Annotated in this window: 10 protein-coding genes; 3 read left to right on the plus strand and 7 right to left on the minus strand. The window is 67.3% G+C overall.

Annotated features, from left to right (window positions below):
• Positions 1-16: 16 nt before the first annotated feature.
• The 7 genes from AB1286_RS08735 to AB1286_RS08765 form a co-directional block, all read right to left on the minus strand.
• A complete protein-coding gene (locus tag AB1286_RS08735; RefSeq protein WP_430362898.1) occupies positions 17-8,011 on the minus strand; it encodes an amino acid adenylation domain-containing protein in 7,995 nt (2,664 codons plus the stop codon).
• Positions 8,012-8,030: 19 nt separating this feature from the next.
• A complete protein-coding gene (locus AB1286_RS08740) occupies positions 8,031-9,794 on the minus strand; it encodes a carbamoyltransferase family protein (RefSeq protein WP_430362899.1) in 1,764 nt (587 codons plus the stop codon).
• Between the two features lie 52 nt (positions 9,795-9,846).
• Complete coding sequence (locus AB1286_RS08745; RefSeq protein ID WP_430362900.1) at positions 9,847-9,996, minus strand: hypothetical protein; 150 nt, start codon at positions 9,994-9,996, stop codon at positions 9,847-9,849.
• A 39-nt stretch (positions 9,997-10,035) separates the two neighbouring features.
• Positions 10,036-11,019: an NADPH:quinone oxidoreductase family protein gene (locus tag AB1286_RS08750; protein ID WP_430362901.1), complete on the minus strand. Its 984-nt coding sequence runs from the start codon at positions 11,017-11,019 to the stop codon at positions 10,036-10,038.
• Complete coding sequence (locus AB1286_RS08755) at positions 11,000-12,160, minus strand: FAD-dependent oxidoreductase (protein ID WP_430362902.1); 1,161 nt, start codon at positions 12,158-12,160, stop codon at positions 11,000-11,002. The genes AB1286_RS08750 and AB1286_RS08755 overlap by 20 nt, the downstream gene beginning before the upstream one ends.
• A 101-nt stretch (positions 12,161-12,261) precedes the next feature.
• On the minus strand, positions 12,262-13,437 hold the full coding sequence (locus AB1286_RS08760) for an aminotransferase class I/II-fold pyridoxal phosphate-dependent enzyme (protein WP_430362903.1): 1,176 nt from the start codon (positions 13,435-13,437) through the stop codon (positions 12,262-12,264).
• Between the two features lie 979 nt (positions 13,438-14,416).
• Positions 14,417-14,815, minus strand: a complete 399-nt coding sequence (locus AB1286_RS08765) for a DUF305 domain-containing protein (RefSeq protein WP_430362904.1) — start codon at positions 14,813-14,815, stop codon at positions 14,417-14,419.
• A 213-nt stretch (positions 14,816-15,028) separates the two neighbouring features.
• Here AB1286_RS08765 and AB1286_RS08770 point away from each other — a divergent pair, with 213 nt between their 5' ends.
• The 3 genes from AB1286_RS08770 to AB1286_RS08780 all read left to right on the plus strand — a co-directional run bounded on the left by AB1286_RS08770 (position 15,029) and on the right by AB1286_RS08780 (position 17,290).
• Positions 15,029-15,547, plus strand: coding sequence for a sigma-70 family RNA polymerase sigma factor (locus tag AB1286_RS08770; protein WP_430362905.1), 519 nt, complete (start codon positions 15,029-15,031; stop codon positions 15,545-15,547).
• Complete coding sequence (locus AB1286_RS08775; RefSeq protein WP_430362906.1) at positions 15,544-16,380, plus strand: anti-sigma factor family protein; 837 nt, start codon at positions 15,544-15,546, stop codon at positions 16,378-16,380. The genes AB1286_RS08770 and AB1286_RS08775 overlap by 4 nt, the downstream gene beginning before the upstream one ends.
• Before the next feature lie 181 nt (positions 16,381-16,561).
• On the plus strand, positions 16,562-17,290 hold the full coding sequence (locus tag AB1286_RS08780; protein ID WP_430362907.1) for a DeoR/GlpR family DNA-binding transcription regulator: 729 nt from the start codon (positions 16,562-16,564) through the stop codon (positions 17,288-17,290).
• The last annotated feature ends 10 nt before the right edge of the window (positions 17,291-17,300 follow it).

Here is a 17,300-nt window from a genome sequence, read left to right on the forward strand (position 1 = left end):
TCTATGCGCGTGACGCTCAGCGGCGCAGCGACGCCTCGAGGCGCGCCAGTTCCGCGTCGATGTCGTCGGCCTCGTTCGCTTCGTTCGCTTGGCCCGCCGCCGGCACCGGCTCGTCCGCCACCGGCGCGCGTTCCGCCTTCAGCCGCTCGAACAGGAAGTCGGCGCCGAGCTCGACGTTGCCGTAATCGAACGCGAAGGTCGCCGGCAACGACAGCCGCAAGTCGCGCTGCACCTTGCTGCGAAACTCCACGGCGGCCAGCGAATCCAGCCCGAGCTCGAGGAAACCGCGCGTCGGCGCGACCTCCTCGGCGGTGCGGCCGAGCATCACCGCGATCTGTGCCTGTAGATAGGTCGACAGCGCGTCGTGCAGGGCCGGCAGTGGCAGCGCATCGAAGCGGTCGCGCTCGTCGTGGGTCGCGGCAGGGGCGGCGTCGGCCGCCTCCTTCGGGAGCCAGTCGGCGAGTAGCTTGCGCACGCCTTCGGACGGTTCGGTCTGCGCATAGCGCTGCCAGTCGTCGTTGCCGATCACGACGGTGGCCACGTCGGCGCGCCGCGCCGCTTCGACGTGCTTGAGGAGCTCGTCCGGCGACAGCGTCTGGAGGCCGCGCGCGGCCGCCTTGTCGCGATGCGTGCGATCGAGCGCGGCCGCCATCCCGACTTCGGCGAACGGCCCCCACTGGATGCTGGTCGCCGGCAGCCCGAGGGTGCGGCGGGCACCGACGAGCGCGTCGAGGTACGCATTCGCCGCCGCGTAGTTGCCCTGTCCGGCGGTGCCGAGCAGCGCGCTGATCGACGAGAAGCAGACGAAGCAGTCGAGCGGCGCGTCGAGGCTCAATGAATGCAGGTTGAACGCGCCTGCGACCTTCGCGTGGAACGGCACCGCAAACTCCGCCCAGGACTGGCCGCCCAGCACCCCGTCGCGCAGCGCGCCGGCCGCGTGGAAGATGCCCTTCAGCGGCAGCGGGCCGGACAGCACGGTCTCGTGCCATGCGGCGCGCAGCGCCGCGAGATCGGCGACGTCGCAGCACGCCAGGTCGACTGTGCAGCCCTGTTTGCGCAGCGCGTCGATCGCGGCGGCCGCCGCGGCGTCGGGGGCGCGGCGCGACATCAGCACGAGCCGTTTGACGCCGGCCTGCGCAAGCTGCTGCGCGAGGCGCAAACCCAGTCCGCCCAACCCGCCGGTGATCAGGTAGCTGCCGTTCGGCTCCAGCGGCGGCGCGTCCCTGCGCGCCGGCTTTGCGCGTCCCAGGCGGGCGGCATGCACGGCGCCGTCGCGAATCGCGAGTTGCAGTTCGTCCGGCGCGGCGTGCAGCAGCGGCGCCAGCGCGGCAGCCGAGTCGGCGGTCGCGGGATCCAAGTCGACCGTGCGGCACCCCCATTCCGGATGCTCGACGGCGACCACGCGCGCGAGCCCCGCCAGCGTCGCCTGTGCCGCGCGCTCGACGTTCAGCGTGCCGCCCAGTTCTTGCGCGCCGCGGGTGACGAAGCTCAAGCGAGCCGGTCTGTCGAGCTGCCCCAGCGCACCGACGAGTGCGAGCGCACCACCGCATAGCTGCGCCTGGATGGCGAGCGGATCGGCCGGCGCGTCGGCGCCGGCGCTAAGATCCAGCGCGCGCAGATCCACGATATGCAGCGTGCCCTTGCCCGCACGCGCCAAGACCGCGCGCAGCGTGTCGCGCCATGCCGCCTCGCTCGCCGGATCGGCCAGCGGCACGGCCAAGTCGTCGCCGGTGTGCGACGCCGCATCGACTCGCAGGCAGCGCGTGCCCGTGCCGCGTAACCGGGCGGCCAGCGCCGCACCGGTTCCCGCGCCGTCGCCGACAACCAGCACGCAGTCGTCGGCCGGCAGCGGCGAGCTCGCCGCGCCGTCGAGACGCTGCCAGCGGGTCGCGAACAGGCGATCCGTTCCATCACCCTGCAACAGCGCGTGCACCGCTCCCCCATGCAGGCGGCGCACCTCGAAGCCGCGCACGTGCGCGATCACGCGCCCGGAGTCCTCGAACACGCGGATATCCGCGGTCACGCCGTTCTCCTCGCCCTCGCCCTGCCGGACGATCCGCGCATGGACCCACAGCCGGTCCGTGGTGGGGCGTCCGTACAGACGATAGCTGTCGATGCTGAACGGCACGTAGATGTAGTCGGTCTTAAGCAGCTCCTCGGTTGCGAATTGCCAGCAACTGTTGAGCAACTGGAAGCCGGATTCGACGAGGCCGGCGTGGAACGGCCCGTCGATCGGTTCGAGCAGCGCCGGCAAGCGCGTGCGGCACAGCGCCTCCGCATCGCCGCGCCAGATCTCGTCGATCCAACGGAACGAATTGCCCGTGTCCATGCCGGGAATCCACACTTTCGAATAGAAATCGGCGCCCGACAGGTAGTCCGCGCAGCGCGCCTTGACCGCGTCCAGCTCCGATGCGTCCGGGGCCGGCGGCAGTGCGCGCGGGCCGCGAATACTGCGTGCCTCGACATGCAGGGTCCACGCCGCGTCGTCGGCGGGATCGCGTTGCGGCGCGAGCGTGACCATCTCGATCGCATGCGACTGGCCGGCCGCCGGCCGCATCACGATCTGCACCGTGCGCCGTCCCGCCTCTGGCATGACGAACGGCCGCAGGAACAGGATTTCGTCGACAATGCAGCCGGCTTCGCCGTAGACCGCCTCCGCGGCGGCCAGGAACATCGCGATATGCGACGCGCCGGGCACCACCATCGCGCCGAACAGGCGATGGTGGTCCACATAGGCGGGCCAATCCGGACGGAATTCGGCCTCGAAGCGGACCTCGGCCGAACGCGGCAGCTTCAGACGCCGGCCCAGCAGCGTGTGCAGGCCGCCTTCGTTGGACGCCGCGTGCCGGTGCGCGGACGCATCGGCGTGCTGGCTCGCGTCGACCCAATAGCGCTTACGTTGGAACGGATAGGTCGGCAACGCGACCTTAACCGGCTGCTCGCCGCGATGCAGCGACGCCCAGTTGAGTGCCGCGCCGCGCACGTACAGCGCCGCCGCACTCTCCAGCATCTGCTCCACCTCCCCGCGCCCCGGACGCAGGCTCGCCAGCGACACTACTTCGCTGTCCGGCGCGAGCGTCTGCCGCGCCAGCACCGTCAGCGTCGGACGCGCCCCGATCTCCAGCACCACGTCCACACCCTGCCCCGCCAACGCCTCGATCCCAACGCCGAACCGCACCGGCGCACGCGTGTGCTCCACCCAGTACCCCGCCGTCGCCACTTCCGCACCCGCCACCGCACCGCTCACGTTCGACACCAGCGACAGCTGCGGCGCCGACAGTGGCGTCGCCTTCAGCACCTGCTCGTACGCCTCCAGCATCGGCTCCACCAGCGGCGAGTGAAACGCGTGCGAGCCCGGCAGCAACTCCGTGCGCACACCTTCCTGCGCCAGCCGCGCACGCAGCGCCTCGATCTGCGCCAACGGCCCCGCCACCACCTGCTGCGACGGCCCGTTCAGCGCAGCCAGCACCAGATCTCCGCGCAGCTCCGCCAGCCGCTCGCGCAGCGGCGCCTCCTCCAGCATCACCGACAGCATCGCCCCGCCTTCGCAACGGCTCATCATCAGCCGTCCGCGGCTCGCCACCAGCTTCAGCCCAGCCGCAAGCGTCAGCACGCCCGCCGCCTGCGCCGCCATGTACTCGCCCAGGCTGTGGCCCATCACCACCTGCGGCGTCACGCCCCAGCTCTCCCACGTCCGGCGCAGCGCATATCCCAACGCGAACAGCGCCGGCTGCGTGTAATCCGTACGATCCAGCAGCGCCGTCGATGCCCCGTACAGCACCTCCAGCAGCCCCACTTCCAACTCGCTTTCCAGCAGGCTCGCGCATTCGTCCAGCGCCGCACGGAACACCGGCTCGCGCTCATAAAGCTCGCGCCCCATGCCCGCGTATTGCGAGCCCTGGCCCGTGAACAGCATCGCCACTCGCGGCCGGCGGTTCCGATACACCCCACGCAACAGCGCCGGCTGCTCGCCGCCCTCGCCGAACGCGCGCAGCCTCGACACCAACTCCGCCCGGTCGCGCACCACCCACGCCGCACGTTGCTCGAACGCGCTGCGACCGGTGTTTGCCGTGTAGCAGATCGACGCCAGATCCGCCGAGCCCTGCTCGACGAACGAGGCATAACGCGTGGACAGCGCACGCAACGCTTCCTCGCTGCGTGCCGACAACGTCAGCACTTGCGCGCCGCGCCCCGCCACCGCCGCTTCGCGCGTCACCTCCGGCGCCGATTCCAAAATCGCGTGCGCATTCGTACCGCCGATGCCGATCGAACTCACGCCGGCCACGCGCACGCCGCCCTCGGGGCGCCACGCGCGCAACTGCGTATTGACGAAGAACGGGCTTGCGTCGAACGCAATGTCCGGATTGGTCTGCGTGCAATGCAGACTCGGCGGGATTTCGCCGTGAAATACCGTGAGGACCGCCTTGATCAGTCCGGCGACACCCGCCGCCTGATCGAGGTGGCCGATGTTGGTCTTGACCGAGCCGATCGCGCAGAAGCCGGTGTCCTCGGTCGACGCGCGGAATGCCTGCGTCAGCGCGGCGATCTCGATCGGATCGCCGAGCGGCGTCGCCGTGCCGTGCGCCTCGACGTAACCGATCGTGCGCGGATCGATGCCGGCCGCCGCGTGCGCCTCCATGATCGCGGCCGCCTGGCCGTCGACGCTCGGCGCGGTGTACCCGACCTTGCCCGAGCCGTCGTTGTTGATCGCCGTCCCCTTCACCACCGCGTAGATACGGTCGCCGGCCGCGAGCGCATCGTCGAGCCGCTTGAGCACGACCACGCCGGCGCCGCTGCCGAATACGGTGCCCGCGCCCTGCCGGTCGAATGCGCGGCAGTGGCCGTCGGGCGACGCGACCATCCCTTCTTGGTACAGGTAGCCGATGCGATGCGGAACATGGATGCTGACCCCGCCGGCGAGCGCCGCGTCGCACTCGCCGCGCAAGAGGCTTTGCGCGGCCAGGTGCACGGCGACCAGCGAAGTCGAGCAGGCCGTCTGCACGTTGACGCTCGGGCCGCGCAGGTTCAGCCGATAGCTGACGCGCGTCGGCAGGTGATCCTTCTCGTTGCTGATGCGGATTTGGAAGGCCGCCGCGGGCGCCGAGTCCGATTCGAGCGGCGCGAGCACCGACTTGTGATAACCGCTCGCGTCCGTGCCGGCAAATACGCCGATCCCCTCGCCCTCCTTCTGCGGATCGATGCCCGCATCTTCCAGCGCCTGCCACGCGCATTCGAGGAAGATGCGCTGCTGCGGATCGAGTAGCTCGGCTTCGCGCGGACTCATGCCGAAGAAGGTCGCGTCGAACAAATCGATGTCCTCGAGCACGAAGCCCGCGCGCACGTAGTTCGGATCGGCGAGCAGCGCGGACGAGACGCCCGCCGCGCGAAGTTCGGCCTCGCTGAATTCCGTGCGCGATTCGACGCCTTCGCGCAGGTTGTGCCAAAACGCGTCGACGCTCGATGCGCCCGGCACCCGCACGCCGATCCCGACCACGGCAACGCTCGCCGAGCGCACCGGCGTCTCGCCCCGGCTGCGTCCGCGCGGCTGGCCGGCGGCGCCGGCCGGCTGGCCGTGCGCGTCGAGATAGGCGGCCAGCCCGGCCACCGTCGGACTGCGGAAGAACTCGACGCGCGGCACACGTAAGCCGAAAGCCTGCTCGATCTTCTGCTGCATTTGCAGCAGCAGCATCGAGTGGCCGCCGAGATCGAAGAAATTGACATCGACGCCCACCTCAGGCGTGCGCAGCACGTCGCACCAGATCGCCTGCACGCGCTCGAGTGTCGAGCCGTGCGCCGCGGCATGCGGCGCGGGCGATACCGCACGCGCCAGCGCCGGCAGCGCTTTACGGTCGACCTTGCCGTTGTCGGTCAGCGGCACCCGCTCGATGGACACGAACGCCGCTGGAATCATGTAGTCAGGCAGCGTGCGACGCAAAGCGTCGCGCCACTGCGCGGAGCGGTCCGCGGCCGCGCCGTCGTCGTGCACCACGTAGGCGACGAGCCGCTGGTCGTGCTCATCGAGGCGTTCGACGATGGCCACCGCCTGGCGCACGCCCGGCAGCGCAGTCAACGCGGCCTCGACGTCGCCCAGCTCGATCCGGAAGCCGCGCAGCTTCACCTGGTTGTCGAGCCGTGCGAGCCAGCGGATCGCCCCGTTCGCGCTCGCCCGCACCAGGTCGCCGGTGCGATACAGCCGAACCGTGCGATCGCCGTCGAGCGTCGCATCGACGAACCGCTCCCGCGTCAACGAATCGCGGCCGTGGTAGCCGTCGGCGAGGCCCGCACCGCCGATGTACAGCTCGCCCGCCACGCCCGGCGGCACCGGCGCGCCATGCGCGTCGAGGATATGCAAGTGCACGTTGCGCAGTGGCGCGCCGATCGCCACGAAGCCGTGATCGCGCACCTCGTGCCAGGTCGCCCAGACGGTTGCCTCCGTCGGTCCGTAGACGTTGCAAAGGCGGCCCACGAGCGGACGCAGTGCGCGCGCGAGCGGTTCGTCGAGGGCTTCGCCGCCGCACACGGCGGTCAGGTCGGGCTTACCGCGCCATTGGGCGGCGACTAGCATCCGCCAGGTGGCCGGCGTCGCTTGCAGCACACGTGCCTGTGCCGCGTCGATCCGGCTCGCCAGTGCCATCGGGTCCGCCGTTTCCTCGCGGGTGGCAAGCCACACGCGCCCGCCGGCGACGAGCGGCACGAACAGTTCCGCGAACGCAATGTCGAACATCGGTGTGGTCACGGCCAACCACGTTTCGCCGGCCTGCAAGCCGCTGCGTTCGTGCATCGCGAGCAGCAGGTTGACGGCCGCGCGATGCGCGACGCGCACGCCCTTGGGCTGTCCCGTCGAGCCAGACGTATAGATCAGGTAGGCGATCGCGGACGGATCGACATCGCAAAAGTCGGCGCCCGCGCCGTCGCCGGGTGCGCCTTCCAGCAACTCGTCCAGCGTCACCTGCGCACGCCCCTGCGCACTGTCGGTCGCCGCTTCGGCGATCACAAGCCGGACGTCGGCGTTCTCCAAGATGAAATCGCGTCGCGCGGCCGGGTAACCGGGGTCCAGCGGAACGTACGCGCAGCCGGCCGTCATCACGCCGAGCAGTGCGCTGAGCAGATCGACGCGACGCTCTACGCACACCGCCACGCGCTCGCCCGGCTGGACGCCGCGTGCACGAATCGCAAGTGCGACCCGCGCCGCGCGTTGCATCAGTTCGCGATAGCTCAGCCGCTGCGTCGCCGTCTCGATCGCAATCGCGTCCGGCGTGCGCGCGGCGGCCGCGCGGATCAGCGCGCTGACCGTCAAATCGGGAATCTCCGCCACCGGGCCGCGCAGCGTATCGCGCCATGCGGCGAGCGCATGCGCCGGCCACAGCGGCAGCTCGCCGACCGGCGTGTCCGCCGCGTCGTGCATCGCCGTTGCCGCGCCAAGCCAGCTCGTCAGCATGCCCGCGATCGTCGCGGTTTCGTAGCGATCCTCGTCGTACTCACACGCGAGCGACAGCGCGTCCGCGCGGCGGATCAGCACGAAATTGAGCTCGCTCTCGACGAACAATGCGTCGGCATCGTCGAGCGCCGCCTCGGACAATGCCGCTTCGGCGAGATCGACAGACAAGCCGGCGAACGACACGGTCACCGGAGCAGGCGCGCGCTCGGCGTCGTGCGGCGCACGCTGGTCGAGCGCGCCCCGGGTCGCGCGCAGCAGCATGTCGGCTGGCGCGTCCGGCGCGACGTCGAGCGTCACGCGCGTTCGCACCGGTTCGCCCTGCGCGTCGTCGTACGTGATCAAGTCGAGCGGCACGCTGCGCTGATCCGCGTAGCGGGCGAGCGTCATGCCAAGCGCAGCAAGCCAGAGCGTCGTCTCCGCATAACCGTCGTGCCGCGCGCGCGCGCCGGCCGCCTCCGCCGTCGCAGCGGGCACGGCCATGTCATGTCGCATCCGGCGGTAGCGGGGCGTGACCGGCGCGGGATAGTCGCGCGGTAGGTCGAGCGGTACGGGCGTGATCGTGTGTGCGTTCATGGTCGTGTCGTCGTTGTCTTCAAGCCGTAAGCGTTGCCAGGTAATTCCCGATCACCAGCGCGTCGAGGCGCGCCTCGCGGAACGTCTCGACGGCCTCTTGCGCGGTCCGAACGATCGGCTGGCCGCGCACGTTGAAGGAGGTATTCAGTAGGATCGGAATGCCCGCCGCATGCTCGAAGGCTTCGAGTAACTGATAAAAGCGCGGATTGCGGTCGGCAAATACCGTCTGCACACGCGCAGAGCCGTCGCAGTGCGTAACGGCCGGCAACGCGTCGCGGTGCGCGGCCTTCACGCCCGTCACGTACAACATGTGCGCGAAGGTCTCCACTTCGCCCGCCTTGACGTCGAAGAACTCCGGCGCGCGGTGCGCCAGCACGGCCGGCGCGAACGGCCGGAAGTCCTCGCGCTTTTTCACCAATGCGTTGACGCGCGCACGCATCGACGCAGAACGCGGATCGGCGAGGATGCTGCGGTTGCCGAGCGCGCGCGGGCCGAACTCCATCGCGCCTTGAAACCAGCCGACGATCTGCTCGCGCGCCAGCAGGTCCGCCGTCACGCGCGCCAGCTCGGCCGAGTCGTCGAAGCGGCGCACCTCGAGCCACGGCTTGTCGAGCGCCGCGCGGATCGCGCCGTCGTCCTCGTGCGTGCCCCAGAACGGCATGCTCATCGGCTGCATCACCGCATCCGCGTCATGCTCGCTCTGCACGTAGAGCGCCGCGCCGAGCGCCGTGCCGTCATCGCCCGAAGCAGGCTGCACGAAGGTGCGCTTGAACAGCCGGCTGCGCAGCACGACGCCGTTCGCCGTACAGTTGAGCGCGACGCCGCCCGCCATGCACAGGTGGCGCGCGCCGGTGCTCGCCTTGAAGGTCCGCAGCGTGTGCAGCGTCGTGTTTTGCAGCACGGCCTGTAACGCGGCCGCGAGATCCATATGGGCCTGGGTGATCGGCTCGTCCGGCAGGCGCGGCTTGCCGAACAGCTCCTCGATGACCCGCGACGACGCGCGATAGGTCGCCATCTCGAGCGGCGTCTCGTTCAGTTGCAGAATCGGTATCGTGTAGAAGCCGTCGTCCTGTAGCCGCACGAGCTCGCTCACCTGCGCAAAGTACGGGCGCGGGTCGCCATACGGCGCCAGTCCCATCACCTTGTACTCGCCCGAGTTGAAGCGAAACCCGAGGTGCAGCGTGAACAGCCCGTACAGCACGCCGAGCGAATGCCGGTGCGACACGCTCGCGACCTGCGTGAGGCGGCCGTTGCGGCCGGTCCAGATCGATGCGCTCTCCGTCTCGCCCATCCCGTCGGAGACGAACACCAGCGCGTCGTCCATACCGCTCGGGTAGTAGGCGCTGGCCGCGTGCGCGAGATGGTGCGGCACCTGCACGAACTTTTCGTCCCACGGCCCGTCGCCTAAGCGTTCTCGCAGCACGCTCAGTTGCGCGGCGCGCGACTGGACCTGCTCGAACTCGGCGTCCGCATCGCCCGTCTGCGCGAGCGATGCGGCGACCGCGTCGTAGGCGAAGCCGTGCGCGATGCGATCGACCTGATCGAGCCGCAGGCCGGCTTGGGCCAGCACTGCGTCGATCGCACCGGCCGGAAAGCGCTCGATACCCTTGTGGCCCGTGAAGCGCTCTTCCGCCGCCGCGCCGACGATGCCGCTCGGGCCGACGAGCGCCGCGGCGGCGTCCAGCCCTTGCGTGATGCGCAGTTCACGGCGCTGGATATCCGGGTAATGCTGCTCGCGAAACGAAATAGCGCGGTCCAGCCCGCTAATGCCAAGGACATGCATGACGGCCCCTCTAAAGAAATTCGGATGGTGTCGGGTCGACGCGGACGCTCGGTCAGCGCGCACCCAGTCTCGTGATCAGATGCTCATCGCGCTCGAGCGTCGGGTTAGGCGTCGTCGGCAGCCGGTCGCCGACGAACACCGAGCCGGCGCTCCGCTTGCCTGCGGACGTCCAAACGCCGTCCGACGAAGTGTCATGACTCATTTGAACGATTCCGTTGATTGAATTGAAAATGGGCGGCCGTCAGTTCCGCCCGGTGCTAAGCACCACCTTTCCGGCCACCTTGCGCTGGCGCAGCAGCTCGATAGCGTCCGCCGCCTCCGACAGTTCCATGACGCGCGACACGTGCGGTGCGAGCTTGCCGGCATCGAACCACCCGAACAGCGTGGCGAACGCCTCGCGCACCCAGTCCGGCCGACTCGCCCGGTAGTGCCCCCAGTAGAAGCCCATCACGTCGCAGTTCTTGACCAACAGGAGGTTCGCCGGCACGCGCGGGATCTCACCGCTCGCGAAACCGATGACGACGATGCGCGCCTCGGGCGCGACCACCCGCAGGCTGGCGTCGAACGCGGCCCCACCGACCGGGTCGTACACGACGTTCACGCCCTTCCCGCCGGTTAGCGCCTTCACCTGCTCGCGAAAATCGTCCCGGCCGGCTTCGATCACGTGGTGTGCGCCGTTGCGGCGAGCGGCTTCCCGTTTCTCCTCGGAGCTCGCCACCGCGATCACCGTGGCACCGAGCGCCCGACCCACTTCGACAGCGGTCAGACCGGTGCCGCTGCCCGCGCCGTGCACCAGCAGCGTCTCGCCCTCGCGCAGCTTCGCGCGCCAGGTGAGCGCGCCGTACGACGTACCGTAGGCGATCGCGAAACCTGCGGCGGTCGTGAAATCCATCGACGCCGGTATCCTGAACAGGTTCGCGGCAGGCATCACGACCTCGTCCGCGAAGCCGCCCCACGCAAGGATGCCCATCACCCGGTCGCCGACCGATACCGACGTTACGCCGGGTGCCGTTTCGACGACCGTGCCCGCAATCTCGAAACCGGGCACGAACGGCAGCGCGGGCTTGGTCTGGTAGCGTCCTTCGACGATCAGCGTGTCCGCGAAGTTGATGCCGCACGCATGCACGTCGACGCGCGCCTCGCCCGCCGCGAGCGGCGCCGGCGTCACGTCCCGCAGCGCTAGCGCCCCGGTGCCATCGTAGGCTTCACATACGATCGCGCGCATGGTCGAGCCCCGGACGGACATCTTGTTCGATGCCGGCCGTTGCGGCCGACAACATGGACTCCACCTGTTCCGCAGCCTCGAGCGCGCATCCCCACGACAACGTCACACCGGCCCCGCCGTGCGCGTAGTTGTGCAAGATGCGCGTGCCCGGTACCGCTTCGAGCCGCACGTTGCCGTGCCTGAACGGCCGCAGCCCGGCTCGCACCGGCTCGCCCGGATCGATCTCGACGTTCGCAAGTGCGGGCATGAACTCGATGCCCCGCCGGTACATCTGCCGGATCGGCTCGTGATTGTCGAGCCCGATGTCCGTGTTCCATTCGTCGGCTTCCGCGATCGCGCCGAGCACGATACGGTCCTCGCCGCGCGGCACGATGAACACGATCTCGTCCACGCCCGTCACGTGGTCGTGGGACACGCAATGCGCCTGATCGAGGCGCGGCATCTTGCTGCCGTCGTTCACGAGGCGGATCACGGCGCCGCGTAGCGGATACATCGGCTCGCCGCTCAACTCGCCCGCCCCAAGGCCTGCGCAGTTGACGATCGCATCGACGCCAAACTCCGCCTTCAAACGCTCCTCGTTCGCCTGCAAGTCGCCTTCGATCCGCTGCTGGACGACCCGGATGTCCTTTGCGATCACCTGCCCGAGCAGCCAGGCCATATAGACGTCCGTATCGACCATCGGCGCGAGGTGGCAATACGCGTCGACGAGTCCGATGTCCGGATTCACGCCGTTCTCGCGGATGAGCGCCGGATCGCGCCGGAAGCCCGGCACGTTCTCGCGGATCTCGTTCATCTTCTCGAGATGGAGCGCGTGCTCCTCGATGCGGTTGCGGAAATAGAAATTGACCGGACGGATATAGACACCGGTCGCCGGATCTGCCGCGAGCGTCTCGAACTTGCGGAACGAGACCATGCACCAGTGCTTCGAGCGCTCCAGCGAAACCTCGTCGTGGTGGTAGCCGCAGACGGCGGGCGGCCACTCCCACAGCGCGCCGGCCACGACCGACGTGATGTTTGGCGCGAAGTTCTCGCCGACGACCGTCACGCGGATCCCGCGGTTGTGCAAGCACAGCGCCGTCGTTAGGCCGGCCACGCCGGCGCCGATGACGAGCGCGCGCCCCTTCTCTCCATGTTCCCTCATGTCTTCTCCATAAATCGGTCACGCGACGCGACGTCAAGGCAACCGACAGGAAGTAGCAACGACGGGCGCGCCGCGCCCGCCGCACGGATTACTGCGGACGATCAGTCCCCGGCCGGGGCGCCCGCGCGCGGAACGCGCTCCCGGATCACCGTCGCAAGGCGCTCGATCTCTTCGTCGGGATGGCCCGCGCTGATCAGGACACGCAGGCGAGCCGTACCGCGCGGCACCGTAGGCGGACGGATCGGCGTCACGAAGAAGCCTTCGTCGGCAAGCATCCGCGATGCGCTCATCGTGGCCTCCTCGTCGCCGATGATGATCGGCACGATCGGCGTCTGCGGCTCGGGCATGCCAAGCAACGCCGCGAACGCCTTCGCTTTCGCGAGCGGCCGCCCGACCAGTCCAGGATCGGTGGCGATGATCTCGAGCGACGCGATGGTCGCGGCGACCGTCGCCGGAGGTTGGCCCGTCGTCAGTCCATAGGTGCGCGCGCGGTTGCGGATCAAGTCGATCACCGGGGCCGAGGCAGCGAGGTAGCCGCCGTAGCTGCCCACCGCTTTGCCCAGCGTGCCCATCTTGAGGGGCACGCGCGCGTCGCGCCCGGTTGCGAACGTTGCGCCGCGCCCTTGCCCCACCACGCCGATGCCGTGCGCGTCGTCGGACAACACCCAGGTATCGAAGCGTTCGCCAAGGGCGACCATCTCCTCGAGCGGCGGGATGTCGCCGTCCTGGGAAAACACGCCGTCGGTCAGCAAGATCGCCTTGCCATGCGCGTGCCGGTGCTCGCTGAGCAGCGCCTCGACGTGAGCGAGATCGTTATGCCGGAACGCGATCGTCCGGCCGCGCGACAACTGCGCGCCCGCCCACAGGCAGCCGTGCGCGAGTTCGTCGATGAGGATCAGGTCCTCCTTGCCGACGAGAGCCGGGACGATGCCCGAGTTCGCGAGGTAACCCGAGCCGAATATGCAGGCGGTCTCCGTGCCCATCAGAGCGGCAAGCCGCGCTTCGGCCTCGGCGAACAGCGGGTGATTGCCGGTCACGAGCCGCGATGCGCCGGCACCGGCCCCATATCGGCGAATCGCGGCGATCGCCGCTTCCTTCACCGCCGGATGCTGGGTGAGATTGAGGTAGTCGTTGCACGAGAACGAAAGCAGCCGGCGTCCACCGCGACGGATCCAGATTCCTTCACTTCGATCCGTTTCCGTCAGAGCGCGACGTAAGTTCGACGCGCTCAGCTCCGCGAGCTTTTGTTCTGCAAATAAATCAAGCGAATGAGTCACTGGGCCCCTCTCTTCCCGGTGTTCGGTTCAATGGACATGCGCGCCGCGCTGCCCGCGCGTCCGGCCAAAGGCGATGCCATACCCGCCGTCGGGCATTGCGCCCACCGGTGCATGTCAGTCGTCTGAATGCCGGCCTCGATTCGTCGGCGCACTTTCGGAAAACGCGGGTTACTTTGATGAAAACGAATACGCATCGATACACGCCTCCTTCCATCTCTTATTCATTTGTGACTGGCGTACCGACTCCGCAAGCGCGACTCATAGAGCGCCTCACATAGACGATGCCATTTTTTCTTTGGCGACTTGCACGCAAGACATTTTCGGATCCGATCGTTTTATGATCGCATCCTCACGAAAGCGCTTTTGCAAGAAAAGGAAAAAGCTGCCGCGGGACGTCAGGCGCCCACAGACACTCCGTTGAAATCACGCTTGTCGATCACATCAGTGTCACATTGCTCGGCAAGTTGCTTTTGGTATCTCTCAGGTTATTGATTTTTTGAATCGTCTCTTATCCGTGAACCGGTACCAGCAAACGAGAAACCTCTCGCCTCGGTCGCTGAATCCTGTCTGCATTGTTTCCGGATTGAAAAACAGGAAGGCATGCCCGAACGGCGAATTCAACGCCGACCGACAGACTCGGGGAGTTCTTCAACAGGTCATTGCAATAATGAATCGCCCTCTGCCAACAGTTGAAATGTTCGCGAACTGAAAGCTTATCGAGACGGCAAAGTAGCATACGGCTTTTTCGAAGTCAACCTTATTAGCATTGCCATGTCAGGCACTCATGCGAGGCCATAAAATTCAATACTTTGCGAATTTGACTTGATTGTGACTTCAATCGTGGACGATGGTATGCCGATTAGATAGACCTACTATAAATAATAGGTAATTGACCAAACGTTCAATTCAGACAGCGCCATTGACGCACTTGGACGATTCATTTCCTCCCGGCACCGGCTTCGCCGATTAGCTGCCCGTGCTACCGCTCCGGCTGCAATTGATCGGGGGCGGGCACCCCCGGCGGTAACGGCTGGCCCAACGCAAGGCGCATCGCCGCAATCTCCTGTTGCTGCTCGACGATGATCTCTTGCGCGATGCGTCGCAGGGTTTCATTGCGGCCATAACGCAATTCGGCTTGCGCCATATCGATCGCGCCCTGGTGATGCGGGACCATCATCGCGACGAAATCGCGATCGATGTCGCCGCTCGGCTTGACCTCCATGCCGGTCATCATAGTCGTCATGGCCTCGTCGTTTTCGGCGAGAAACGCCGCCTCTGCGTCGCCGGTAGCGACGTTTTGAGCCCACGCGAGGGCGGGCGCCATGCTCGTGGCGGAGAGGGCGATACCGATCGCAAGCGCACACGGCCGGAGAGACATACGGCAGTTCATTTGAGCCTCCTTCGAAAATGGAACAGCACGAATGAAGGCCAACACCACCCCGCCGCCTTTATTCCCACCGGCTCAAGGACTCGGTTGACGCGGTGCGCGCGCCGGGGCGGGAATAAACTCGGGCTACGTGTGTTCGCCTCTAGAAGGTGATGAGGCGCGGCGCCATCCCGGCCGCCGCGCAAGCACGCGCTTGGTAGACGAATGGATATCCGAAACGAACTGGCGGCGCACGTCCCGCGTCTACGCCGCTATGCCAGAGCCCTGCTGCACAATCGGGAACTCGCCGACGATCTCGTCCAAGACACGCTCGAGCGCGCATTGGACCGCGCCGCGCTATTTACGCCCGGCACCGATTTGCGCGCGTGGCTCTTCACGATCATGCACAACCTGTTCGCCAATCAGGCGCGCCGGGCGTCGGTGCGCGCCTTGCATGTGAGCGTCGACGACGAACATCTCGACGAACGCGAGTTCGCAGTGCCGGCGTCTCAAACGCGGTCGCTGGAAGTGAGGGACCTCGATGCCGCGTTGCAACGGCTGCCGCACGAGCAGCGCGCCGTCGTGCTGCTCGTGGGGCTTGAGGAGATGAGTTATGCCGAGGTGGCATCGATGCTGGACGTGCCGATCGGCACCGTGATGTCGCGACTGTCGCGCGGCCGCGAAAAGCTCAGAACGTTGATGACGGGCGCACGCCCCGTCGAAAAGCTACGGGTGGTGAAGTGAAAGACGAGACGAATGCAATCGACGATGCCGAACTGCATGCCTACGTGGACGGCGCATTGCCCGACGCACGGCGTATCGAGATCGACGCGCTCGTTGCCCGGCACCCTGATCTCGCCGAGCGCGTAAGCCACTACCGTTCGCTCGGTGCGCTGCTTCACGAGCGCTACGACCGCGTGCTGGACGAACCGATCCCGGCGCGTCTGCAAACCTCGCTGCACGGCAAGGCGCGCGGATCGATGCCGCACCGGTATCGCTGGATGGCGCTTGCCGCCACGCTCGTGCTCGGCATCGGCATCGGCGTCGGGGTCGATTCGGGGGTGCGCCACTTGTCGGACGGCACCTTCGCGCTCGCGAGCAACGACGCCGCGCACGCGGTAACCGCTCAGACGGGAACCGGCTTCGCAGAGCAAGCGGCCATCGCGCACGTCGTCTACATGCCCGCCGTCGATCGTGCGGCCGGCGCCGCCGAGCAAGACGAGCGTCAATTCGTACGCTGGCTGACGGACCGCCTGGGGACGAACATCCATCCGCCGTTGCTGTCCCGCGCCGGATTCGAGCTGACGGGCGGCCGCTTGTTACCGGGCGCCGAAGGACCGACCGCGCTGTTCATGTATCGCGATCAGCAAGGCGAGCGCGTCACCTTATGTATCGCGCGCCGCAAGCCGAGCACGCATGCAACCGCTTTCAAGCTCTATCGGGACGGCCCCGTGAACGTGTTTTACTGGGTCGACGGCGATTTCGGCTATGCGGTCTCGGGCGGAATCGATCGCAACGTATTGCTTGGGCTCGCACGAGCGGTGCATGAACAGTTGGAGGCCGGCACGGCGGGATAACGTCGGGCCGGTATTCGCCGCGCAAGGGATCGTTCTCGTTCCCTTTGCGCGGCCTCGCCCACGCTTGTTATAATTCGATCAACTTTCCGCTAAGAACGTAACGTGGTCGATAAGGTACTCGATATGCGGTACTCGATAGGCGGCCCTTCCAACGCTTAGCAAGCGCTTCTTCACAGAATCGATGCTCAAACCCGATCGCCTACGCGCGCTCGCCGATGCGCTCGCCAAACAAAGCGTCATGCGCTTGCGCGATGCCGCTGCCTTGCTTGGCGTGTCGGAAATGACGGTCCGGCGCGATATCTCGGCCAACCCCGAACGCTTTACCTATCTCGGCGGCTACATCGTCAGTGCGGCCAACGTGCCGAACGCGGCGGGCTATTCGCTCGAGCAGGAAGAGGATCACTTCGCGCCCGCCAAGGCGCAAGCGTCCGCGCACGCGGCTGAGCTCATCGCCGACAGCGAAACGATCTTCATCGATTGCGGTTCGACGCTCACGACGCTCGCGCGCCTGATCCCGGCGGACATCCAAATCACCGTCGTCTGCTACTCGCTCAATATTGCCGAGATTTTGCGCCGCATGCCCAACGTACGGATGATTCTGCTCGGCGGCGTTTATGTGCCCTCGTCCGATTCGTTCACGGGCGACGAAAGCCTCGAGATGCTCAGGCGCATGGGGATCAACAAGGCCTTCATCTCGGCCGGCGGGATCGACAGCGCGCGCGGCGTCACGTGCTGGAATTTCCACGAGGTGGCGATCAAGCAAGCGGCGATGGCGAATGCCGTGGAAAGCCATCTCGTCGCCGATTCGAGCAAGTTCGGCGTCGTCAAAGCCGTGCGATTCTCGCAGATCGACGCCTTCGACTCGGTCATCACCGAAAAGGGACAAGAGCGGCGTAAGCGCAGCGCGTAAAGCGCGCGGC

Origin of the sequence: Trinickia sp. NRRL B-1857, from assembly GCF_050470685.1 — a bacterium.
GTDB lineage: Bacteria > Pseudomonadota > Gammaproteobacteria > Burkholderiales > Burkholderiaceae > Trinickia.

What these genes read in the sequence shown, in the direction of transcription:
- AB1286_RS08770 (WP_430362905.1), top strand. Translation starts at nt 15,029, where the DNA reads ATGGATATCCGAAACGAACTGGCGGCGCACGTCCCGCGTCTACGCCGC.
- AB1286_RS08745 (WP_430362900.1), bottom strand. Translation starts at nt 9,996, where the DNA reads ATGAGTCATGACACTTCGTCGGACGGCGTTTGGACGTCCGCAGGCAAG.
- AB1286_RS08780 (WP_430362907.1), top strand. Translation starts at nt 16,562, where the DNA reads ATGCTCAAACCCGATCGCCTACGCGCGCTCGCCGATGCGCTCGCCAAA.
- AB1286_RS08765 (WP_430362904.1), bottom strand. Translation starts at nt 14,815, where the DNA reads ATGTCTCTCCGGCCGTGTGCGCTTGCGATCGGTATCGCCCTCTCCGCC.
- AB1286_RS08750 (WP_430362901.1), bottom strand. Translation starts at nt 11,019, where the DNA reads ATGCGCGCGATCGTATGTGAAGCCTACGATGGCACCGGGGCGCTAGCG.
- AB1286_RS08740 (WP_430362899.1), bottom strand. Translation starts at nt 9,794, where the DNA reads ATGCATGTCCTTGGCATTAGCGGGCTGGACCGCGCTATTTCGTTTCGC.
- AB1286_RS08755 (WP_430362902.1), bottom strand. Translation starts at nt 12,160, where the DNA reads ATGAGGGAACATGGAGAGAAGGGGCGCGCGCTCGTCATCGGCGCCGGC.
- AB1286_RS08735 (WP_430362898.1), bottom strand. Translation starts at nt 8,011, where the DNA reads ATGAACGCACACACGATCACGCCCGTACCGCTCGACCTACCGCGCGAC.